Genomic DNA, 19,386 nt, shown 5'->3' on the forward strand with positions numbered 1-19,386 from the left:
GTTGCCGCCGGAGCCGCAGGTGTCACAGGTGGGGGGCTGTGGGCAGGCGCCCGAGGATCGGCAGGGCGGTGAAGGCCTCGGCGTGGAGCGCTCCGCTGCGTCTGCCCCACAGGGTGGCGAGGTGTTCGGCCATGGGGCCGAAGTGGTCGTCGATCGGCTGGGAGCGGTGCTTGCGCAGGGCCCGCATTTTGGTGTCGAAGGTGCTGGTCACGTCGACCATCACGGTGGGGGTCACGGGCCCGCTGAGGGTGAGGGAGTTGTAGGTGTCGCTGGTGTAGAGGCGGCGCGGTCGGCCGGTTTCGATCTTCGCCTCGGGCAGCGCTTCGAGGGCGGCTTCGCACACGCGGCGATGGGCGGTGTGGACGTCGTTGATCGGGTGGGTGATGACGACGAACGGCCGGAGCGCGATCAGGAGCTCCCGGATGGCTTCGGCGTGGAGCTCGGGCAGTTGGTGGAGCGTGGCGCCGAGGATGGCGGCCCCGGCCCGGGCTTCGGTGTCGCGGATCGGGTCGTGGCAGGGGACAGCGATGCTGACGGGCGCGTGCTGGGCGTGGAGAGCGAGGGTGCCGCCGGCCCAGAGTTCGGCATCGTCGGGGTGGGCGAAGACGGCGAGCACGGACTGCGGTCCGGTGGCCTGGTCGTCAGGGTTGCGCGGCACGTGGACCTCCGTGGGGCATGGCGGGTTCGGGGACGGCGAGACGGCCGCCTCGGATGGTGAGAGTGCGCATCCCGGCGGCCTGGGCCGCGGCGATGCCGTCGTCGGCGTCGTCGACGGCCAGACTCAGTGCCGGGTCGACGCCGAGCCGATGGGCGGCTTCCAGGTAGGAGTCGGGCGCGGGCTTGCCGCAGGCGACGTCCTCGGCGGTGACAACCACCGGAAGGAGTTCGGCCAGGCCAAGAAGTCGCATGCCGTGGTGGACGAGGATGGCGGCCGCGCTGGAGGCGACGGCCCGGGGAATGCCGAGGCGCCGGGCTGCGTGGAGGAGGTCGAGGGTGCAGGCGATGGGGGCGGGTGCGGGCCCGCCGAGCAGCGCGGCCCGGCTGCGCGCCACCACGTCCTCCACCGGAACGGAGGCGGCGCCCCCGACAAGTACGGCGATGACGTCGCGCACGGGCAAACCGGCGAGTTGGCGGTATCGGTCGGCGGGCACGTCGATTCCGTGAAGTGCGAGCGCGGCTTGGAGGGCGGCGTGCCGAGCGCTGGTGTTGTCGACGACGGTGCCGTCCCAGTCCACGATCAGCGCCGCGACGTTCTCAAGGTGCCATTCAGTGGTCTGCATGGGGAACTGTCCGCTGGTGGAGAATCTGTCCTTCGGGGCCGAGGACGGCGATGGTCTTGGGCGGGGGCGGTGCGTCCGTGGGCCACAGAAGCACTCCGAGGCCCGGCAGGTCGACCGTCTGGCAGCCGTCCGGCACAGTGGCGGGAACGGCGAGGTCGCCGGGAATCAGCACCCCGATGCGGTGCACGCCACCCGTGCCGGCGGTGAGGTCGGCGGGCACCAGGCCGTTTGGGTCGTGGAGGAGGACGGTGGCCGCGCGGCCGTCGGTGGGCTCGCTGCCGGTCAGGATGTGGGTGAGCACCGCGGTGGTAGCGAGCGAGTGGCTTTGTGCGGTGCGCTGGGCGGGGACGGCGGGGGCGGGGCGGACAGTGCCGGCGCCACCGTCGACTTCGACGACCGTGCCGGGGGTGAGGGCGGCCCGGGCGGCGGTGACGTTGGTGACGCAGGGGATGCCGAGTTCGCGGGTGATGATCGCGGTGTGGGAGAGCTCGCCGCCGGTGCTGGCCACGACGGCGGCCGGGCCGGTGAGCAGCGCCGGGACGGCTTCGGGGCCGAGTACCTGGCAGACCAGCACCCGGTCGGCGATCGCGGGGTTGTCGGCGCCTGCAAAGTGGGTGGCGGGTCCGGTGCCTCGTCCGGGGGCGGCTGCGATCCCGTGCAGCACTTGGCCGTCGGTGGAGCCCGCTTGGCTGGTGGTGTGGTCGGCGAGGGGTGCGGTGAGCGGGCGGGCCTGGACGAGGTGGAGCGCGCCGTCGGCGGTGATCGCCCACTCCACGTCGACTTGGTCGAGGTCGAGGGCGGCGGCGGCACGGGCGGCGGTGGCGAGCAGCTGCTCGCGCGCCTCGGGGGTGAGCACCGGCTCCTCGACCAGGCCGGCTGGGGTGTGGAGGTGCAGCACGCCCGCGTCGGACGTCAGGATCTTCGCCCGGGTGCCGGTGGCCGGGTCAAGGTCGACCCACTCCCCCGGGGGCATCTTCAACTCTCCGGGGGAACCCGGGAGTTGGAGGGTCTCCTGCATTGCAGGCCGGACGGTGTGCCGGTGGCCGGGGCCGCTGGTGTGGGTCTCGCCGGTCTGGGTGCCGGAGACGAGCGGCTCGGCGAGGCCGCGGATGGCCTCGATCCGCCAGCCGGTGCACCGGCCGTCGGTTACCTCGGCGGCCAGGACACCCGAGCAGACCGGGCGTAGGACAGCTTGTACGAGGACGGCCATGGCCGGCAGGGCGGGGGTGCCGAGGGCCTGGCTGTAGGCGGTGACGGTCGGGTGGTGGGCGGAGGAGCGGACGGCTCGGACGGCGTCCAGCAGTGCGGCGGGCTCGGCCGTGCTGATGCGGGAGGTGAACAGGCCTGCGAAGGAAGCGGTGGTGCCGTCCTCGGCGACGGCGGAGGAGCGGGCGATCAGCCCGTGAGGAGCCGGGACGTGGGCGAGGATTTCGGCGACGGCGTCCGCCAGGTGCTCATCGGGGTGGCCGACGGGGATGACGATCCCGGAGGGAACAGGCAGACCGGCGGCGAAGAGGCGGGCGAGGGCGGTGGCCTTCGCCCCGGCAGTCTGCGTCGTCAGCGCCTGGTCGAGCGAAGGCAGGGCGGTGGTGGTCATCGGGCGGCTCCTGGGGCCAGCAGGTCGACGGTGGTGACGGTGGCGGGGTCGGTGCCGTGGCGTTCGCACCAGCGGCGGGTGGCGGCGAGGAAGCGGTGCCGCTGGACCTTGCGGCTCTCCTCGCTGCCGGTGGCCCACCGGCACACGCTGGTCAGCGCGGCCACCCGCGCGGTGGCGACCGGGTCGCCGGCGGCGGCGAGCTGGGCGGCCAGCGCCCATGCGTCGCGAAGTTGGACCACGCGGCGACGGGCCCCGTCGATGGCGGTGCGCTGGCCGGTGGTGTCGGTGGTGGTGGCGGCGGTGAGCAAGTGGGCGGCGCGGGTCTGGTCTTCGAGAGGCATCGCGGCGGCGGCCGGGGAGCCGTCGCCGTACAGGGTTCCGGCGCGGGCGGCGAGCGCGTCGGCCGCGGTGGCGAGGTCGGCGCCTTGGGCGATGGCGGCGGCGCCGTCCAGGAGCACCAGGTGGGCGTCCAGGAGGTGGCCGGTGGCGTCGGGGGTGTTCAGGGCCAGGCGGCAGGCCCGGCCCTCGGCGTTGCCGCCGAGCAGGTCGGCGAGCAGTTGCTGCCAGTCGTCGTCGGGCAGGAGCCAGTTGACGATGTGGGCGCTCATCACGCCAAGGAATGCCTCGGTCGCCTGCGCCAGCTGCCGCTCGGCCACTTCGCCGTGGTCCAGCTGGTGTTCCAGGGCGGTCAGGGTGGCGTCGGCGATCTGCTGGCGCTTCCGGGCGGTGGTGACCATCGCGGTGGCGTAGGCGGGATCGGCGAGCAGGTGGTGCCAGCGGGCGGTGAGGGCAAGGTGGTCCGGCTCGGGGATGTCGACGATCCCCGCGCGGCGCAGTTTCCCGTACGGGCGGGGATCGTCCATGAACACCAGCGGCCAGCGGGTGAGTGAGGTGGTGTACAGGTCGAGTTCCAGCAGGGTGCTGCCAGACCTGGTGTGCTCGTAATCGCAGGTCAGCAGGCCGTTCCAGACGGGCTCCATGGGCATCTCCTTGTCAGGAGCGGGCGGCGCGCAGGGCCGGATGGTGACGTTTGGTCAGGGCGGTGGTGCGGGGTGTGAAAGGCTCGGTTCCTGCCGCCGGTGCCCTTGGGCCGGGGCGGTGTGAGGTTGGCCGAGTGCAGCGGAGACGTGGATGATCAAGGAATCGACAGCCAGTGCGTTCGTGTTCCGCCTGGGTCGGGACGGGGTGTGCCGGACGGCTCTGGTGTGGCACCCGCGGCTGGAGCTGTGGCTGCCGGCCGGCGGGCATGTCGAGGTGGACGAGGGGGCGGCCGAGGCCGCGTTGCGAGAGGTCGAGGAGGAGACGGGGCTGCGCGCCGAGCTGCTGTCCGGGCCCTCGCTTCCGTTGCCTTCCGGGTTCCCGCACAGCGCGCCCGTCGCGCCGTGGTGGGTGGTGGAGATGGACGCCTGCGCCGACAACCACACCTGCGAGCCGCACCGGCACATCGACCACGTCTACGTCGCCCGGGTGAGCGACGACGAGCCGGCCGACGGCGCGGTGCACGAGGTGCGGTGGTTCACCGAGCAGGAAGTGGCCGAGGTCGAGGGCCTGTCGGAGGACTCCCGCCTCCAGGTGAAGCAGCTCTTCGGCATGATCTCCGACGGGTCGCTGCGCCTGGCGGCGTGAGTCGGGGTTCAGAACAGGGCGCTCTGCTCCGCCTCCGGGACCACAGGGGTGAGGCGCTTGGGCTGCAGCCCGGCGGCCATGTCCAGTTCCAGCAGGGTGCGCCACCGGCCGGTGGTGCACCCCGCGTTCAGCAGCCTGGCCAGGACCTGGGCGGTGACTTCGACGTCCGGCATGGCCCGGTGCCTGTCCGGGGGCTTGGGGATGTCGTAGTGGCCGAGCAGGTTGTCCAGCCGGTAGGAGCCGAGCCCGGGCAGGACCGCCTTGGCGAGGCGCACGGTGTCCAGCAGCGGCGTGGCGGCCAGGGTGGGGCAGTGCTCGGCCTGGTGGGCGATCATCCCGGCTTCGGTGGAGGCGTGGTGGGCGACCAGCCGGTACGGCGGCACGCTCAGGTGTGCGTCCAGGCGGGCCATCACCTCGCTGGCCGGGGCTGCGGCGGCGAGCATCGCAGGTGTGATGCCGGTCTGGGCGGTGTCGAACGAGGTGACGGGGACGTCGGCGGGCGGGCGGATCAGCGACTCGAACCGGCCGACCTCCACCAGCCGGCCGCGGTCGGCGCGCAGCGCGAGGGCCGCGACCTCGATCGGCTCGGCAGGGCGGCCTGCGGGGGTGAGTCCTTCGAAGTCGATCACGACGAAGGTCGTGTCGGTGAAGCGCGGGTCCTTGATCAACAGGTCCACGCGGCGACCTCCTGTCGGATCGTCAATGCCCAGTGCTGGATGTCTTGTTCGGTGTCGTGCTCGGCAAACGGGACCGCCAGCAGGGCATCCACAGTAGCCTCCGCGCGGGCAAGATCGCAGGTCGCAAAACGGGCGCAGGCCGGGTGGCGGTGGGCCGCGGTCAGACGGTGGGTGCCGACGCTGTTCGTTACGCCCGCCGTGGCGAGGCGGGTGCTGAAGGCGCGCGGCTCGGGCACGGTGAGGCGCCACAGGGCGCTGTAGCCGTTGGGCTCCTCCTTCGCGAACGGTGTGACCGGTTCCAGACCGGGCGTGCCGTCGACCGCGCGGTGCAGGGCGGCGGCCTGTCGGCGGCGCAGCGCCAATGCCTCGGGGAAGCGGGCGAGCTGGTGGCGGGCGAGGGCGGCGAGGGGCTCGGCGAGGCGGAAGTTGGCACCGAGGCGGCTGCCGGCCGGGGCGCCGGGGGCGGGGGTCTGCCAGTGGGTGCGGAAGGCGGCGGCCCGCTCGGCGAGGGCGGTGTCGTCGGTGAGGAGGTAGCCGCCCTCCCCACAGGAGATGATCTTGCCGTCCTTGAGAGAGAAGCAGCCGATGTCGCCGATGGTGCCGGCGTGGCGGCTTCGGGTGGTGGTGCCCTGGGCCTGGCAGGCGTCCTCGATCAGGCGCAGCCCTGCGGTGCAGGTGTAGGCGGCGAGCTCGTGGATGCCATCGGTACGGCCGGCCAGGTGCACGGCCACGATCGCTTTTGTGTCCGGGCCGGTCTTGGCCGCGACGTCCTTCAGGTCCATGCCGCGTCCGTCCTCGGCGGCGTCCACGAACACCGGGCGGGCCCCCGCGGCGACGACGGCCGCGACCGTCATGACGACAGTGACGGCGGGCAGCAGGACCTCGTCGCCCGCCTCGATGCCGCAGGCGGCCAGTGCGGTGTGGATCGCCGCAGTGCCGGAAGAGACGGCCACCGCGTGGCGGACACCGAACACGGCGGCGAGCTCGGCCTCCAGCCGGGCGGCCTCCCGGTAGCCGACCGGGTCGGGCATTCGCGCGACGGCTGCGGCCATCGCCTGGTGGGCGGCGCTGCGCTCAGACATCGGCCGCCTCCCGCCCGGCCGGGGCGAGGATGCGGTCGAAGGCGGTGAGCGGCCACATGTTCACGCAGTCGACGCTGAACAGGGAGCAGTCGCCGCCGCACCCCGCCGGGGCGGGAAACAGCTCCCTCGCGGTGGCACCCCTGATCGAGCGGCGGCGCTCCGGGGCGGTGGCGGCGATCTTCAGCGACGAGGGGCAGTCCCACACGGTGCCGTCCGGTTCGATGAAGTAGAGGGTGTTCCCGCCGAAGCAGCCCGGCACGAAGCCGATCGGCTGCGCGACCGCGGAGGTGACCTGTCCCGGGTAGGTGCGGTCGGGAAGGACGAGCTGCAGGCCGGCGGCGTACAGCTCCTCGAACTGGCGGCGCAGGTCGGGCAGGTCGCCGGGAGTGAGGGAGAGCTGGCCAGCCAGGCGGTGGTCGGGGTCCAGGGCGATCGGCTGAGCGACGGCGTAGTCGCAGCCGAGTGTGGCGGCCAGCTCGGGCACGGCGACGACGTCCGCCAGGTTGCGGCGGGTGATCACGCTGTAGATGCCGACCTTGGGCCGCGCAGCCGTGCCGCGCGCTGCGAGCAGGGCGCTGATCCCGGACACGACCTTCTGCCAGCCGTCGCCTTCCCGGCGCGGCGGCCGCCAGGTGTCGTTGTGGACGGGGTCGGCGGAGTCCAGCGACACCGACACCGCGTCTACGCCCAGCTCGACCAGGGACTCCCGCAGGTCGGGACGGTTCAGCGCGACGCCGCTGGTGCACACCACGACCTCGACGCCACCGCCCTTAAGGATCTCGACCAGCTTGAGGATCGGCTTCCACAGCAGCGGCTCGCCGCCGGCGAGGAACACCCGGCCGACCGGTGAGTCGGCGAGCGTGGCGCCGAAGGCCAGCACATGGTCGGTGGTCAGGTCGTTCGGCGACAGGTGGGACAGCGCCCCAGGGGCGGTCGGCATCCGCTCGCGTTGTTCGGTGATCGTCCCGAAGTAGCAGTACAGGCAGCCGTGGGAGGCGCAGTGGGAGCGCAGCCCCCACAGCAGGCTGATCGGCTTCGCGGGTTTCACGGGGTCACCCTTTCCGGGTCGGTCACGGCGGCCACGGTGCGGCACGCCTCGGTGATGAACTCGACGGCCTCGTCCTCGCCGACGGTGCGCCGGTCGAGCACCAGGTACTGCTCGGGCCGGTCGGCGGCGAGCAGGTGGTAGATGCGGCCGACGCGGGCCATCAGCGTGTGTTCGTCCGCGCTGGCGGGCCGGCCGGTGCGCTCCTCGAACCGGGCGAACTACCCTCGTACGCGCCGGACCTCAACCCGCAGGAAGGCATCTGGTCGCTGGTCAAGCGAACCATCGGCAACCTTGCCGTGGCCAACCTTGACCACCTGACCAGGACCGTCAAGCGGAGCCTGAAGAAGATCCAGTACCGACCACACCTGATCGACGGATGCCTCACCCAAGCCGGACTGATCATGGACGGCTGACCCCCACCAGTACCCGACACCACTCATTCAATTTCAGTAGCTCCGGGCGCGAAGGAGCCAGCTTTTCCCACTGGGTTCACTGGGCGATGTCGACCTGCAGGGCTTCCTGCACGTTGAAAATGGGCATGGCGAGGCCACCGCTGCCCAAGCCTGCGCCGAGGTCCTCTCGCGGTATCGCAAAGAGGAGCCCGATGACCTGGTTGCTTGAATTCAGTACTACCGATCCCGAGTCGCCCTTGCCCGCGAACAAGGTCACGAAGGGCACCGCGCCACTGATCTCGATCTGATCGATGGCCGGCACGAAGCCCGACGAGCTCAGCCTCACCACGAAACCGAACGTCAGCAGGGTACGCTTGCCGCGCTTCTTGACCACTTCTCCCAGTGGCGGAAGATCCACCATGGCACCCTGCGTCGCGCCGATCTCCTCCACTATCGGTTTCGCGCTGCGGGACCCGTTGAGAGCGATGGTCGCGCAGTCCAGGAACAGCGGATTGAACTCGTGGCGCAAAGCCTCAACGGTGCCGACCACGTCGCTGGACGGTGAAATGGACACCAGTCCGGGCTGGTAGACGTTGATGTCACTCTGCTGCACCACATGGGCGCAGGTGAGCAACTGGGCCTCACCGCCGAGAACGCGGCTGGTGACAACGGCCCCCAGCGCGCCCGTGGGCGGGGCGAAGATGCCGTCCTGGATGAGTCGTTCCCTCGAAATTTCGATGCCACCACGCAGAGGGTCGTACCTCGCGGTGTCGTCGATGCGAACCGGCTGAACCTCGACGACGTCCGTGACGTAGCCGCCGAACTCGGCCGGGACCAGCTCGCCTTCCAGCACCTCCTCGGAAGGCCGCTTCTTGGGGACGTAGACGAATAAGGCGATCTGTGGGGCGAACTCCCCACCTGTCTGCTTCAGCCCCACGCCGGTCGTGTATTTTCCCGCCTCGCGGGCATTCAGTAGGTCACGAAGCGCGACTGATGCCTCAATGGCGTCGGAGGGAACCGAAATCAGCGACCTCGACGGCGGATACCGGGCCGCCTATCTGCTTCAGGCCGGCCAGTTCGCCGCCGAGGTGCCCGGCCAGCGTGACAGCACGGTGGCCGAGGCGGCGCCCGAGCCCGCCTGACAGGGCATCCACCCGGCGGTCCACCCGTAGCTGATCAACCCCAACGGGCCATCCACTATGGAGACTTCATGCGATTCGGCACCTACAACCTGTTCAACTTGGGGCAGTTGGCCTCGCGCGAGGAACGGGAGCGCTACGACCTGCTCGTGCAGGTGATCCGCGGCCTCGACGCCGACGTCCTCGCCGTCCAGGAGATCATCGGCAAGGACCCCGAGGAGGCCGCGGTAGTCCTACGCCGCCTCGCCGACGACACTGGCATGTCCTGCGAGGCGACCCGCGCATCCAGCACGGACCCCGAGCCCGCGCTGGGCAGCAGCCTTCACCGGTTCCACGTCGGCCTGCTCTGGCGGGTTGGCGTCGAACCGGTCCCCGGCACCCTCTGGACCTGCAACGGCGGGGTGGACTTCTGGCACGCCATGACCACGGCGGTCTTCGACACCGGAACCGGAGCGGCTGGGCGAATCCGGCTCGGCTCCTACCATGCGGACCCGTTCCGGCCCCCGCAGCGGCTGAGCGAGGCGTACCGGGTGCTGTCCGCCTTCCAGGACGGGCTCCCCGGCGGGATAGGCGCCGACTGGAACGAGATCAGCTCCGACCGCCGGCCGACGGGCGCTTACTTCGACCCGGACACCCTGCCGGGACAGACCCACCGCAAGGTCCGCTACCAGGCCCGCTTCGACCCCGACAGATCGCCTCCGTGGCGCTCTACTCCTCCCTGCCCACCCCGCCGGCCATCGGATACGGAGCCACGATCGACCTCCACGACGGCTCCCGCGTCTTCATCAACCACGTCCGCTGATCCGGACAGGTGCGGACCGGCCTGCCACGGAGGACCTGCTGGGTCCGGCCGTGGACCTGATGGAACTCGACGTGCTGCGTCACCAGGTCCATAGGACCTCGACAATGACGGTCCGCACCCCTCGCCGGCCAGGCCGTCGAGTCAGTCCGTTCCGTGGCTCTGTCCAGGAGATTCGACAGCGTTTGTTCATGACTTCAGACAGCGGGGCTTGGTCAGGCGATTCGAACAGCGCAGTCCTGCAGCCCGTTTGGTCACCCGACCGAATGAGGCTGGCCAACCAGGCGGAGTATCCAGGCTGACCAGCCTCGTCGCGTCGTCGGTCCGTTGCGTTCAGCCGAGACTCTGCGACCGCGAGGCCGACGATGGCGGCGAGCATCAGCACCGTGCCGGTGACGACCGCGATCTGGGATTGTCTTCCTGATCTCGCAGGTCAACGCGAAATCAGACGTTCTGTCGTAGGAGGCACGCTCAGGTCTTGTCTCGGCTGAGAACGTCGCGCCGTCCCTGGTACCGCTCGGCTGCTTCCTCGGCTGATCAGGGGACGCACCCGTGGGCGTGGTGAACGACGGGCGGGGTCACTGGGGGAGGATGACCAGGACGCGGCCGCGGCTGCCGGCGTCGACGCGGTCGTGGGCCTTGGCGATGTCCGCCAGCTCGTAGCGGTCGCCGACTTCGACGGTCAGGGCACCCACGGCGGCCGCGGCGGTCAGATCGCGTGCTGCCTGGCGTTTCGCCTCTTCGGGGAAGTCGTCGCTGCCGATCAAGCGCAGGAGGACATTGTTGAACAGCAGCGGCCAGAAGGGGATCTCGGTCCGGTCCGCGCTCGTCGCGTAAGCGGCGATGACCGCGCCGTTCGCGACCACGGCGTTGTCGAGGTCGGCGTTGTCGGACAGGGACACCTCGACGATCCGGTGCACGCCCTCGGGTGCGTACGCGCGGATCGCCGCCGCCGGGTCCCCCTGGTCCAGGGCCACGGCGTGGGACACGACAGCCGGATCGACCTGTGCGAGATCCGCGCCGCGCCGGACGGTGGCGATCACCGTGGCCCCGCCCCAGCGGGCGAGCTGCGCGGCCAGGGAGCCGACCCCGCCCAGAACGCCGTGCACCAGCACGAGCTTGCCGTCGACCGGTCCGTCGGCGAACAGGGCGCGGTGGGCGGTGATGCCGGGGATGCCGAGGGCCGCGCCGACTTCGTCGCTGAGGTGGTCGGGCAGCGGAACAGCCAGATCGGCGGGTACGAGGGTGTACTGGGCGGCGGTGCCGAAGGGCCGGTAGGACTGGGCGCCGTAGATCCACACCCGCTGTCCGACCCTGCGCCCGTCGACCCCCTCGCCCACGGCGTCGACGACTCCGGCGGCGTCGCTGTGCGGGATCACCCGTGGGTGGGGCATCGAGGAGCCGAGCCAGCCGCGCCGCTTCTTGGTGTCGCCGGGGTTGACACCGGAGACGGTGACGCGGACGCGGACCTCGCCCGGGCCGGGGGTGGGGTCGGGCAGCTCGCCGACGCGCAGCACGTCGGCGGCGGGGCCCTGTCGGTCGTACCAGGACGCAAGCATGAGCGGCTCTCCGGGGCTGGTCAGCGCACAGGTTGTCCGAGCGTAGAGGGGTCCGTCCCGGCGCGCGCGGTGACTGGCTCGTCGCCGTCCAGAACCTGGTGCAACCAGGCCCGTTCGGCGCTACTGATGGCGCGGGCGGTCAGCAGCATGCCGCGCCGGTAGGGGTCGGCCACGTCCTCGGCACGCAGCGGCCGGTCGCCGTCGTAGAAGAAGCTCGCCGGCTCCTCCAGGAACTCCAGTCGCCGCCGCAGCACCGCGTGCTGTTCGGCGACGTCCGGCAGGAGGGACAGGAACGCCAGTACGGTGAAGAACCGCGTGAAGTCGCTGATCTCGTGGTCGGCGGGCGCGCGCAGCCGCTTCAGCAGGTCGGTGCGCCCGGCGTCAGTCACGCTCAGTATGTAGCGGGCCGGGCCCGCGGCCGGGTCCGCGCGCCGTTCCAGCAGGCCCGCCGCGGCGAGACGCTTGATCGCCGGGTACAGACTGCCGTCGCTCACCGGCCGGGTGTAGCCCGTCAGCTCCGAGAGTCGGCGGCGCAGTTCATGTCCGGGCAAAGGCCGCTCGGCCAGGAAGCCCAGTATCGCTAGGTCAAGCATGTCCCTATCGTCCCACACCTGCATCGATTCGATGCACACATCGAATCGATGTACTGTGGTTCTTCCGCTCGCTCGTTGCGAGCGGGCAGTGCAAGAAGAGAGAGGCGGACGGACATGTCGCCGCAATCCACCGAATCCGTGATGAGTCGCTTCGTCGAGTTCATCAACACAGCCGACGAGGACGTTGCCCGTGAGGTCATCGCCCCGGATGCCGAGTTTCATGCGCCGAGCCACCCGGAACCGCTGCGGGGCCCTGAGGGCTACCTGGAGCTGATCGCGATGATGCGCGCGGGCTTCCCGGATGTCCGGTGGACTCTGGAGGAGACCGTCACCGAGGGCGACACGGTGGCCGCCCGGTTCACTATGCGCGGAACGCATCAGGGCGAGTTCTTCGGAATCCCGGCCAGCGGAAAGACCATCTCGGTCCAGGCCATGAACCTCTACTACCTGGCCGACGGAAAGATCATCAAGGAGCGGGGCCAGCCCGACCTCCTCGGGGTGATGCAGCAGATCGGTGCCGTGCCTGCGCCTTGAGAGCACAGGTCCGTCGGCTGCAGTGCGGGACGTCTACCGGCTTCCGGTGGTGCGAGGGTGGCGTGCCAGACCATGGTCCTGGCGCACCGCCCTCGTCTCATGTCACCTCGTAACCGACGGCCGTGGCCGCGGCGAGCCGCTCTCCGAGGAGCGGGCCCTCTCTGCGGAGCTGCGACCCACCGCTGTGCCGCCGCAGTGGCCCCAGGAATCGAACACGGGGCGACCGGGGTGCTGTCCGAAGTCATGAACAAACGCTGTCGAATCTCGTGAACAAAGCCAGTTCCGAATTGCGCGGGTTCGCGGATTCTCGGTCGGTCATCGGTTGGAAACCACATGCTGAGGCTGCACAGCTAGGGGACCTACGAGCGGGTTCCGCGTGGCGCCGTCTTCTGTCCCGCTCGACCGAGCGCTTCGTCGCTGACGGGTGGCCTCGGCACTCACTCGTTGCTTCGGGTACGTTGCTCACTTCGAACACACCATCAGGGGGAGCCGTTGACGGATTCGTCGCTGGACCTGGCTGGCCGGTTGGTCAGTGCCGTGACCGCCGGGGACACCGATACGGTACGGACCTGTCTGGAACAAGGGGCGGCGCCGGACACCTTGGGCCCTGACGGACTGCCTTTGCTCTGCACCGCCGTGGCCAGGTTCGATCACCTCACCGCTGAGGTTCTGGCCGACGGGGGTGCCGACCAGGACCTCGAGCTTCCGGACGGCAGCACCCCCTTTGCTGCGGGCGGTCGACACCGGCTCCCCCGCGCTGGTCTCCGCAGTGCTCGGAAACGAACCTCGGCTTCGCCTGCCCGAGGCTTCTCGGGGTGCACTGCTGGACCTGGCCCGGCACTGGCACGAGACGGGCGCGGTCGAAGAACTGCGCAGGCGCACCGGAGCCGCAGAACCGGCTGCCAAGCGCCAGGTCGACGACCCTCACGGTGACACGATCGACGAGTTCTCCCTCGGCGGGCACGCCGTACGGGACGGCCACGGGGCCATCCTCACCCACCTCGAGTGGGCGTTCGGTGTGTTTCCGCCCCTCGACGAAGTGATGGCACGCGCCGTCCCGCACGCGCAGGACGGGGACAGCAACTGGTTCGCGGCTGCCTACTACCTGGGCCAGCGCCGCGGCCCACGCATTTGGTCCGAGCTCGCCTCGCTGCGGCAGCACCCCGCTCCCCTATACCGCCGCTTCCTCGCGCAGGTCATCTGGCACCGGAACCTTTTCGCGACGGTAGACCGCGCACCGGACGTCGCTCAGGATGTCGACTTCCTGGCGTCCTGGGCGCAGGAGGAGCCCGACGGGCAAGTCCTCGCCGCCGTCCTGGACATCTACACCGGCCACGGGCATTCGGAGTAGGAGGCCATCGGCCTGCGGTACATCGGCCACCCCGATCCGAGCGTACGCAGCGAGGCCGTGTTCTGTGTGAGCCGGGAGCGGGCCGCCCGCAGCGACGCGGCCGCATCGGCGCTGCTCGGCCTCGTCCACGATCCCGAGCCCGAGGTCCGGGCCTCCGTCGCCCTGGCGTTCGCCCAGCGGTTCACTCCCGACAAGCGACTCGAGCCGACGGTCCGGGACGCCCTGCTCGTGCTGGTTCGCGACCAGACCCTCTGGGTGCGGCGCCGCGCCGCAGAGTCCCTCTCCTGCTACGACGACCGGAGCGCCCCCGTCCTGGACGCCTTCCTGGCGCTCCTCGACGAGGAAGACAAGGATCTGCGCCTGGAGGCGGCCTGGGCACTGGCCCGCCGCGACCACCCACGGACCGAGGAGGCGTACGAGCGGGTCGGACCGCTTGACGCGTTCTCGGAGCACGACCACCGGACCTCCGGCCTCTGGCGCTACCGCGCGAGCAATCGGAGCGATCAGGCATGACAGGTCGCCGCCGTGCATGTCTTCGGCACGGCCGGCGGTTCCGCAGTTCACCGCCACACGTGATCAATGCGCTGGTGGTTGGCTACCTTGGCAGCTTCGCGGTGCGCTCCGGGTAGGCGGCGCCGACGTACCGCATGGCGGTCGCGTCGGTGATCCCGAAAAGCCTCATGAGCTTGAGGGGGTCACCGGTGGCGAAGGCTTCGTCGAGGATCCGGTCCTGGCGCAGGCCCTCCAGGGTCAGCCCTTCGGGCAGGCCGATGCGCAGGGAGTTCCTGCTGACGGCCGGGTGGTCCGGGTCGAGCGCGGTCTTCTGGCTGACCAGCAGGTAGGGGTTGAGGGACGTCGGCCAGCGGCGGTGGCGGTAGGCAAGCCAGTCGGAGGCAAGGCGGTGGGTGAGCTCTTCCAGGTAGAGGGTGTGCCGCAGCAGGCCGCGGCGCAGTTCAAGGGTGCCGCGGGCGAGGTTCAGGTCGGCGGTGAGGGCGTCGCGAATCTCGTTGACGGGAACGCCGTGGACGGCGGCCAAGGCGACGGTGAGCCGCGCGAACGGGGTCACGACGTGGTCGAGCAGGCCGGCCAGCAGGTCGGACGGGACGGGGAGGGGGATGCCGGTCAGGTCGCCCACACGCAGATTCCGGGCCGGGTCGCGGAAGACCAGGCGCTCACGCTTGAGCGCCCGGAACAGGCTTCGGAGCGCGATGGCGAGCTGGCGGCGAGCTCTCCCCTCCAAGGTCTCCAGCACGGTCTGCAGCTGTTCGGCGGTGATTTCCCGAAGAGTCGTCATTCCGGCCGCTGTCCACGCGGTGACCGTTGGCTGCAAGACGGCCAGGTAGCGGCGGATGCCCTCCCAGCTGCGCGATCGGCGCCGCCGTGCGCGAGGCAGGTACGGCAGCGTCCGACGCGCAGCGGCAGATCGCGGCGGTGACAGCGGGTGCAGGTGCCTGCCTTCTGCTTCTGCCGCTCCCGCCAGTACCGGCACGGGCCGCACAGGAACCCCGCGTCCGGGTCCGCCGGCATCCAGGCGTCGCAGTCGCTGCACTGGCGCGGCGCGAGCAGCGGATCCAAGTCACCGGCGGCCGTACCGCGGGGGCTGGACGGGACCGCGGGAAGGGGACGCCGGGGCTGCGGTTCCGGGGCCAGCAGGTGGGCTCGGAGCAGGACCAGGCAGACCGTGTCGCCGCATCTCGACAGGTCCCGCAGCAGCGATCTGGCGGCCGGGGCGACTCCCTCTGCCTCGCGTACGGCCAGGGCGAGACGGACCATTTCGGCGGCCCAGTGGTACCAGGCCCTGGTCAGGCCCCGTTCGGTCTTCAACGCGTGGAGTACGGGTTGGGCTCGGTCCCAGGCGTAGGGCGTCCGGGCGGCGATGGCGCGCACCGTCGCGTCGGTAGGGGTGCGGGGCATCGGGAACAGGGCACCCTGGCCCCACGACTGCGGCTCCAGTACTGCCGCGTCGACCGGTTCCTTCAGCTGCTCGTTCAGCTTGCGCTTCCAGCCGGAATTCACCCAACGCCCGTTGCTGTGACCGCGCACGATCGGGCGAGCATGCGTGGCGTAGTACCGGCCAGTTCCGATCATGAGCTGGAGGTCGCGCGGGCGGGCCCCGGGCAGGGCCAGGGCCCACTGCGCGTCGTCCTGCGCCCGGATGGCCAGGAGGCAGGACTTGCACAGACCGTCGGAGTTGAGGTGCGCCTCGTGCCAGCAGCGCGGGCACCTCCCGCGCACGGGGTGGGCCTGTTTCCACTTCTCGCAGCCGGCGCAGATCCATCCGTCGCGCAGTAACCGACCACGTCAGGCACATCGTGCAGCTGCGGGCGGCGCCCGCGCTTTTCGCCATGGCCGGCCTTCAGCTCGGCGGCAGCGAACGTGGTCCGCCGGCCGGGCCGGGGCACCGGCCGCACCGGTCCCGGCTCACGTCCCTCGGCACCGACCGCGACCTGACCCGAGTCCGGGGCTGAACGCACGGCCCCGACCGGCTCGGCCTGGAGCAGGTCGGCGACCGTGCAGCCCAGCGCCTCGCACATCAGGTCCAGGTCGTCCAGGCGGACCGTGACCGGCTTGCCGCCCCACAGCGCGGAGACCTTGCTCAAGGAGGGGTCGAACCCCACCTGCTGGAAGGCGGCCAGCACCTCGCTCGGCCGCCACAGGTCCCGCTGGACGGCGACCATCCGCAGATTCCAATTTCGCCCGCACCGTCACCAAGGCCGTCACCGCCCACGGGTGCCGGCCCGTGTAACGGCAATCGGCGCCCGGGCGCTGGCCGCGCCCGCCTCCGGCGCAGAATGGGCAATTCGTTCAGATCAAACCCTCTCGGATGGTCGAGCGGGCTCGTCACCGCTACGCGGACATCCACCGGCTTCTGGGGAAGGGCTGGACGATCAGCGCCATCGCCCGGCATCTGGGCCTGGACCGCAAGAGCGTGCGCCGCTTCCAGACCACCGACCTCGACGTCCTAGTCGGTCCTACGCGCGACCGTTGCTATCTCCGGCGCAGGACACTAGCGGACCCCTGATCAGTCCATGGGGCCTGCTCGATCCGGACGCCGTCGGCGTCGCCCATCAGGTCCCGAGATGGCCGGGCCGCGCAATCGCGTCCCCGTCATCGGAGCAGGGCGGTGTTGGGCCAGGACACTCCGCTCGGGCGACTGGCCGTGGGCCTCCGGGGCGAGGAAGAGGCCGCGCTGCTCCGGCGGCTTCTCCTCCTCCGCGACGAACGGATTGGCCAACGCCCAGGCATCCCGGCGTACCCCGGTGACCATCCAGCACACCTCCGCCCCCGGCCGTCCGCCGCGGATGTCGAACGATCCTCCGCCCTCGTGGCGGACCACGTACAGCTCGGGCGCCGGGCCCTCGAGAGGCGTCACCTGATAGCAGAGCCGGCCGTTGAGCGCGACGAACCACTCAGGCAGGGCGACGGTGGCTTCGCCGGCTGCGTCGAGCGCAACCGTGTCGTCGTAGATGTTCTTGCGCTCCGACGACTCGACCGAGCAGTGCGAGAGAGTGCGGTTCGCCGGGTCGAGAGGGTGGTCGATGCGGAACTGGCAGGCCGACTTGTTGATGCTCCCGGACACATCGACGTCGCCCTGGAATTGGGCGGCCCTGTAGCTGCCTTTGGCTATCAGCCCGGTGTCTCCCTCGGCTCGGACGCCGACGCTCCGAGGCGGGGTGCCTTCACGGCCGTAGCCGATGCCATGAACACCTGTTTCGTCGCTTGCCCCGTATACCCCGGTACCGTTGCGGCTGAATCCTTCTACCCCATCGCCGGCGTCGGCGGACCCGATCACACCCTCACCTTCAGGTCCGCCGAGCCCGACCACTCCGACACCGAACTCCTCGGCCTTATTGGGAGCTTCGTTACTCCACCCTTCAACTGCCGCCTCTCCCGGGCCGGCTATCGCCCTAATGCCGGCATCCTGTTTACTCTCCGCCCTCAAGCCGGGCCCCTGTGCACTCGTCCCCGAGACACCTGGCCCCTGGACACTCGTCCCCGAGACACCCGGCCCGGCGCTGCCCGTACCGGACACCCCGGGGGACGATTCCCCGCCCTGCCCCTGGACACCAGGACCTTGACTCCCCGTCCCCGAGACACCTGGCCCCTGGACACTCGTCCCCGAGACACCCGGCCCGCGATCCGTCCTACCGAGCACACCCGCGCCGTCGCCGCCGCCCGTCCCCAGCACCCCGGTGCCCCCGCGGCAGAAGCCGTGCACGCCGATGCCTGTCGCGGCGATGTTAACGCCGAGGACGCCCGCCCCGCTCTCGATAGCGGTGTCGGATACCGGGGCCGTGGTAGCCGGGCTGCTGCTGCTGCCAATGACACCCGGTCCGTCCCCGTTGGAGCCGTGCACGCCGAAGCTGATCCGCGGGCTCTCCAAGCCCGGATCGAAGTTACTGGCGGATTGGGCCTGAGTCTGCGGAGGTCCGAGGGACATCTCGCCACCCCATCTCTGACGATCGGATGATCACCGGTAGGTGATCGGAAGAATCGGAGAGCCTGAGTGGCTCCCGTTGGCCGGTGTTAGGCCCTCTGCTCGCCCTCCCGCAGCGCGGACGACGGCTCCGGACGGCGCAGCGCGGCCAGGCCGCGCTCCGGTGGCTCCCCCCGAGCCTCGGGATGCAGCAGCAGCCCGCGTTCGTCCTGTGCCTTGTCCGTTTCCTCCGGGATCGGATTGGCGAGGGCCCATGGATCCCTGCGGACACCGGTGACCTGCCAGCACACCTCCTGGCGGGAACTACCACCCGCGATTGAGAAGCTGTTGTCGGCCAGCTTCCGGCTCACGTGTAGATTGGGCGCCGGCCATCCCAGCGCCGTCAACTGGTACCGGACGGACTCGTTGAGCGCCTCGAACCATTCCGGCAGGCTCACCGTCGCCTTCCCGCTGACGTCCAGGGTCACCACACCGTCGTAGACATTCTTCATCTCCGGCGAATGGACGAACGCATGGGAGAGGAAGCGGTTCTCCGGGTCCAACGGATGGTCGATCCGGAACCCGCCACCCCCGTCGTTGAGCAGAGTCCCGTTCAGATGGAGATCACCATTGATCTCCGCTCCGAGGTGGCGGCCGGTGATGCGGATCCCCAGGTCACCCACCGCGTCGACCGCCGGACCCACGTCGCTTTTGGCGAGCACACCCGGACCGCCCACCCCGAAGCCGGCCACGCCGTAGGGACCATGCCCCTCGACACCTGCATCTAGTCTGCTCTCGCCAAATACCCCTGGGCTCTCGTCACTGGTGCCCTGTACGCCCACGCCATCGGTGCAATTCCCACTAACACCCGGTCCATATTCGTAGCTCACGCCCGTCACCCCGGGACCGTGTTCACCGACTCCGGATACCCCCTCCGCGGAGCCGACACCCCGTCCGACGACGCCTGGCCCCGTTGTGCTCTCCCCCAGCACCCCCGGGTTGCCCTCGCCACCCCGCCCCAACACGCCGGTGCCGCTGCCGCAGAAGCCGTGGATGCCGATGCCCTGGATGGCGAGGTTGACGCCGAGGACGCCCACGCCGCTCTGGATCGTGCCGGCGGCCTCGGGGCCGGTGGCGGCCGGCGTACTGCTGCTGCCGATCACTCCCGGCCCGTTCCCGTTGGAGCCGTGCACGCCGAAGCTGATCCGCGGGCTCTCCAGGCCCGGATCGAAGGTACTGGGGTTCTCTCCCTGCGCCTGCGGCGGTCCGATGGGCATCTTGACACCCTCCTC

Annotated in this window: 21 protein-coding genes and 2 pseudogenes; 7 read left to right on the forward strand and 16 right to left on the reverse strand. The window is 70.6% G+C overall.

Features of this window, described 5'->3' with window-relative positions; all coding sequences use genetic code 11:
* Positions 1-22: 22 nt before the first annotated feature.
* From ACZ5WK_RS35870 to ACZ5WK_RS35885, 4 genes are read right to left on the reverse strand one after another with little or no spacing between them, the layout of a single operon-like run.
* Positions 23-658 (reverse strand): PIG-L deacetylase family protein, encoded by a 636-nt coding sequence (locus ACZ5WK_RS35870; RefSeq protein WP_465554008.1) that lies wholly within the window; start codon positions 656-658, stop codon positions 23-25.
* Positions 642-1,280, reverse strand: coding sequence for an HAD family hydrolase (locus ACZ5WK_RS35875; RefSeq protein WP_465554010.1), 639 nt, complete (start codon positions 1,278-1,280; stop codon positions 642-644). The genes ACZ5WK_RS35870 and ACZ5WK_RS35875 overlap by 17 nt, the downstream gene beginning before the upstream one ends.
* Complete coding sequence (locus ACZ5WK_RS35880) at positions 1,267-2,877, reverse strand: PEP/pyruvate-binding domain-containing protein (RefSeq protein WP_465554012.1); 1,611 nt, start codon at positions 2,875-2,877, stop codon at positions 1,267-1,269. Before ACZ5WK_RS35880 ends, ACZ5WK_RS35875 begins: the two co-directional genes overlap by 14 nt.
* The gene (locus ACZ5WK_RS35885; protein WP_465554014.1) at positions 2,874-3,857 is read right to left on the reverse strand and encodes a hypothetical protein; all 984 of its coding nucleotides are present in this window, start codon (positions 3,855-3,857) and stop codon (positions 2,874-2,876) included. The genes ACZ5WK_RS35880 and ACZ5WK_RS35885 overlap by 4 nt, the downstream gene beginning before the upstream one ends.
* A gap of 151 nt (positions 3,858-4,008) precedes the next feature.
* On the opposite strand from ACZ5WK_RS35885, the gene ACZ5WK_RS35890 reads away from it, so the two are divergent.
* Entirely contained in the window at positions 4,009-4,503 is a 495-nt protein-coding gene (locus ACZ5WK_RS35890) for an NUDIX hydrolase (protein ID WP_465554016.1), read from the forward strand.
* Between the two features lie 8 nt (positions 4,504-4,511).
* Here ACZ5WK_RS35890 and ACZ5WK_RS35895 read toward each other — a convergent pair whose 3' ends face one another.
* From ACZ5WK_RS35895 to ACZ5WK_RS35910, 4 genes are read right to left on the reverse strand one after another with little or no spacing between them, the layout of a single operon-like run.
* A complete protein-coding gene (locus ACZ5WK_RS35895; protein WP_465554018.1) occupies positions 4,512-5,180 on the reverse strand; it encodes a 3'-5' exonuclease in 669 nt (222 codons plus the stop codon).
* On the reverse strand, positions 5,168-6,262 hold the full coding sequence (locus tag ACZ5WK_RS35900; protein ID WP_465554020.1) for a DegT/DnrJ/EryC1/StrS family aminotransferase: 1,095 nt from the start codon (positions 6,260-6,262) through the stop codon (positions 5,168-5,170). The genes ACZ5WK_RS35895 and ACZ5WK_RS35900 overlap by 13 nt, the downstream gene beginning before the upstream one ends.
* A complete protein-coding gene (locus tag ACZ5WK_RS35905; protein ID WP_465554022.1) occupies positions 6,255-7,310 on the reverse strand; it encodes a radical SAM protein in 1,056 nt (351 codons plus the stop codon). The genes ACZ5WK_RS35900 and ACZ5WK_RS35905 overlap by 8 nt, the downstream gene beginning before the upstream one ends.
* Positions 7,307-7,471 (reverse strand): hypothetical protein, encoded by a 165-nt coding sequence (locus ACZ5WK_RS35910; protein WP_465554024.1) that lies wholly within the window; start codon positions 7,469-7,471, stop codon positions 7,307-7,309. The genes ACZ5WK_RS35905 and ACZ5WK_RS35910 overlap by 4 nt, the downstream gene beginning before the upstream one ends.
* A 54-nt stretch (positions 7,472-7,525) precedes the next feature.
* On the opposite strand from ACZ5WK_RS35910, the pseudogene ACZ5WK_RS35915 reads away from it, so the two are divergent.
* Positions 7,526-7,723: pseudogene (locus ACZ5WK_RS35915) on the forward strand (IS630 family transposase); the annotation flags it as partial.
* A 76-nt stretch (positions 7,724-7,799) separates the two neighbouring features.
* Here the strand turns inward: ACZ5WK_RS35915 and ACZ5WK_RS35920 are convergent.
* Positions 7,800-8,639, reverse strand: a complete 840-nt coding sequence (locus ACZ5WK_RS35920; protein ID WP_465554026.1) for a serine protease family protein — start codon at positions 8,637-8,639, stop codon at positions 7,800-7,802.
* 64 nt (positions 8,640-8,703) lie between these two features.
* Here ACZ5WK_RS35920 and ACZ5WK_RS35925 point away from each other — a divergent pair, with 64 nt between their 5' ends.
* Together ACZ5WK_RS35925 and ACZ5WK_RS35930 are read left to right on the forward strand one after the other, a co-directional pair.
* Entirely contained in the window at positions 8,704-8,844 is a 141-nt protein-coding gene (locus tag ACZ5WK_RS35925) for a hypothetical protein (protein WP_465554028.1), read from the forward strand.
* Between the two features lie 68 nt (positions 8,845-8,912).
* The gene (locus ACZ5WK_RS35930; protein ID WP_465554030.1) at positions 8,913-9,737 is read left to right on the forward strand and encodes an endonuclease/exonuclease/phosphatase family protein; all 825 of its coding nucleotides are present in this window, start codon (positions 8,913-8,915) and stop codon (positions 9,735-9,737) included.
* A 481-nt stretch (positions 9,738-10,218) separates the two neighbouring features.
* On the opposite strand, the gene ACZ5WK_RS35935 is transcribed toward ACZ5WK_RS35930, so the two are convergent.
* Together ACZ5WK_RS35935 and ACZ5WK_RS35940 are read right to left on the reverse strand one after the other, a co-directional pair.
* Positions 10,219-11,199, reverse strand: coding sequence for an NADPH:quinone reductase (locus tag ACZ5WK_RS35935; RefSeq protein ID WP_465554032.1), 981 nt, complete (start codon positions 11,197-11,199; stop codon positions 10,219-10,221).
* Between the two features lie 20 nt (positions 11,200-11,219).
* Complete coding sequence (locus ACZ5WK_RS35940; protein WP_465554081.1) at positions 11,220-11,792, reverse strand: PadR family transcriptional regulator; 573 nt, start codon at positions 11,790-11,792, stop codon at positions 11,220-11,222.
* Positions 11,793-11,906: 114 nt separating this feature from the next.
* Between ACZ5WK_RS35940 and ACZ5WK_RS35945 the strand changes: the two genes are divergently transcribed.
* From ACZ5WK_RS35945 to ACZ5WK_RS35955, 3 genes are all read left to right on the forward strand, one after another.
* Positions 11,907-12,326 carry an ester cyclase gene (locus ACZ5WK_RS35945; protein ID WP_465554034.1) on the forward strand — a complete coding sequence of 140 codons (420 nt, stop codon included), beginning with the start codon at positions 11,907-11,909 and terminating at the stop codon, positions 12,324-12,326.
* Positions 12,327-13,008: 682 nt separating this feature from the next.
* Positions 13,009-13,677: a hypothetical protein gene (locus ACZ5WK_RS35950; protein ID WP_465554036.1), complete on the forward strand. Its 669-nt coding sequence runs from the start codon at positions 13,009-13,011 to the stop codon at positions 13,675-13,677.
* A 57-nt stretch (positions 13,678-13,734) separates the two neighbouring features.
* Positions 13,735-14,190 carry a HEAT repeat domain-containing protein gene (locus tag ACZ5WK_RS35955; RefSeq protein ID WP_465554038.1) on the forward strand — a complete coding sequence of 152 codons (456 nt, stop codon included), beginning with the start codon at positions 13,735-13,737 and terminating at the stop codon, positions 14,188-14,190.
* An 82-nt stretch (positions 14,191-14,272) separates the two neighbouring features.
* Here the strand turns inward: ACZ5WK_RS35955 and ACZ5WK_RS35960 are convergent, their stop codons facing one another.
* The 5 genes and pseudogenes from ACZ5WK_RS35960 to ACZ5WK_RS35980 form a co-directional block, all read right to left on the reverse strand.
* Positions 14,273-14,971 carry a hypothetical protein gene (locus ACZ5WK_RS35960; RefSeq protein ID WP_465554040.1) on the reverse strand — a complete coding sequence of 233 codons (699 nt, stop codon included), beginning with the start codon at positions 14,969-14,971 and terminating at the stop codon, positions 14,273-14,275.
* Positions 14,968-15,912, reverse strand: coding sequence for a hypothetical protein (locus tag ACZ5WK_RS35965; protein WP_465554042.1), 945 nt, complete (start codon positions 15,910-15,912; stop codon positions 14,968-14,970). Before ACZ5WK_RS35965 ends, ACZ5WK_RS35960 begins: the two co-directional genes overlap by 4 nt.
* A 121-nt stretch (positions 15,913-16,033) precedes the next feature.
* A pseudogene (locus tag ACZ5WK_RS35970) lies at positions 16,034-16,355 on the reverse strand (helix-turn-helix domain-containing protein).
* A gap of 344 nt (positions 16,356-16,699) precedes the next feature.
* On the reverse strand, positions 16,700-17,470 hold the full coding sequence (locus ACZ5WK_RS35975) for a hypothetical protein (RefSeq protein WP_465554044.1): 771 nt from the start codon (positions 17,468-17,470) through the stop codon (positions 16,700-16,702).
* A 734-nt stretch (positions 17,471-18,204) separates the two neighbouring features.
* Positions 18,205-19,371 carry a hypothetical protein gene (locus ACZ5WK_RS35980; RefSeq protein WP_465554046.1) on the reverse strand — a complete coding sequence of 389 codons (1,167 nt, stop codon included), beginning with the start codon at positions 19,369-19,371 and terminating at the stop codon, positions 18,205-18,207.
* Positions 19,372-19,386 lie beyond the last annotated feature (15 nt).

Source organism: Kitasatospora sp. NPDC032757 (assembly GCF_055579305.1).

Excerpts from the sequence above, each read along its gene's own strand:
- ACZ5WK_RS35910 (WP_465554024.1), bottom strand. The coding sequence starts at position 7,471 with ATGGCCCGCGTCGGCCGCATCTACCACCTGCTCGCCGCCGACCGGCCC.
- ACZ5WK_RS35930 (WP_465554030.1), top strand. The coding sequence starts at position 8,913 with ATGCGATTCGGCACCTACAACCTGTTCAACTTGGGGCAGTTGGCCTCG.
- ACZ5WK_RS35900 (WP_465554020.1), bottom strand. The coding sequence starts at position 6,262 with ATGTCTGAGCGCAGCGCCGCCCACCAGGCGATGGCCGCAGCCGTCGCG.
- ACZ5WK_RS35935 (WP_465554032.1), bottom strand. The coding sequence starts at position 11,199 with ATGCTTGCGTCCTGGTACGACCGACAGGGCCCCGCCGCCGACGTGCTG.
- ACZ5WK_RS35880 (WP_465554012.1), bottom strand. The coding sequence starts at position 2,877 with ATGACCACCACCGCCCTGCCTTCGCTCGACCAGGCGCTGACGACGCAG.
- ACZ5WK_RS35885 (WP_465554014.1), bottom strand. The coding sequence starts at position 3,857 with ATGGAGCCCGTCTGGAACGGCCTGCTGACCTGCGATTACGAGCACACC.
- ACZ5WK_RS35980 (WP_465554046.1), bottom strand. The coding sequence starts at position 19,371 with ATGCCCATCGGACCGCCGCAGGCGCAGGGAGAGAACCCCAGTACCTTC.
- ACZ5WK_RS35875 (WP_465554010.1), bottom strand. The coding sequence starts at position 1,280 with ATGCAGACCACTGAATGGCACCTTGAGAACGTCGCGGCGCTGATCGTG.
- ACZ5WK_RS35945 (WP_465554034.1), top strand. The coding sequence starts at position 11,907 with ATGTCGCCGCAATCCACCGAATCCGTGATGAGTCGCTTCGTCGAGTTC.
- ACZ5WK_RS35940 (WP_465554081.1), bottom strand. The coding sequence starts at position 11,792 with ATGCTTGACCTAGCGATACTGGGCTTCCTGGCCGAGCGGCCTTTGCCC.
- ACZ5WK_RS35890 (WP_465554016.1), top strand. The coding sequence starts at position 4,009 with ATGATCAAGGAATCGACAGCCAGTGCGTTCGTGTTCCGCCTGGGTCGG.
- ACZ5WK_RS35925 (WP_465554028.1), top strand. The coding sequence starts at position 8,704 with ATGGCGTCGGAGGGAACCGAAATCAGCGACCTCGACGGCGGATACCGG.
- ACZ5WK_RS35960 (WP_465554040.1), bottom strand. The coding sequence starts at position 14,971 with ATGACGACTCTTCGGGAAATCACCGCCGAACAGCTGCAGACCGTGCTG.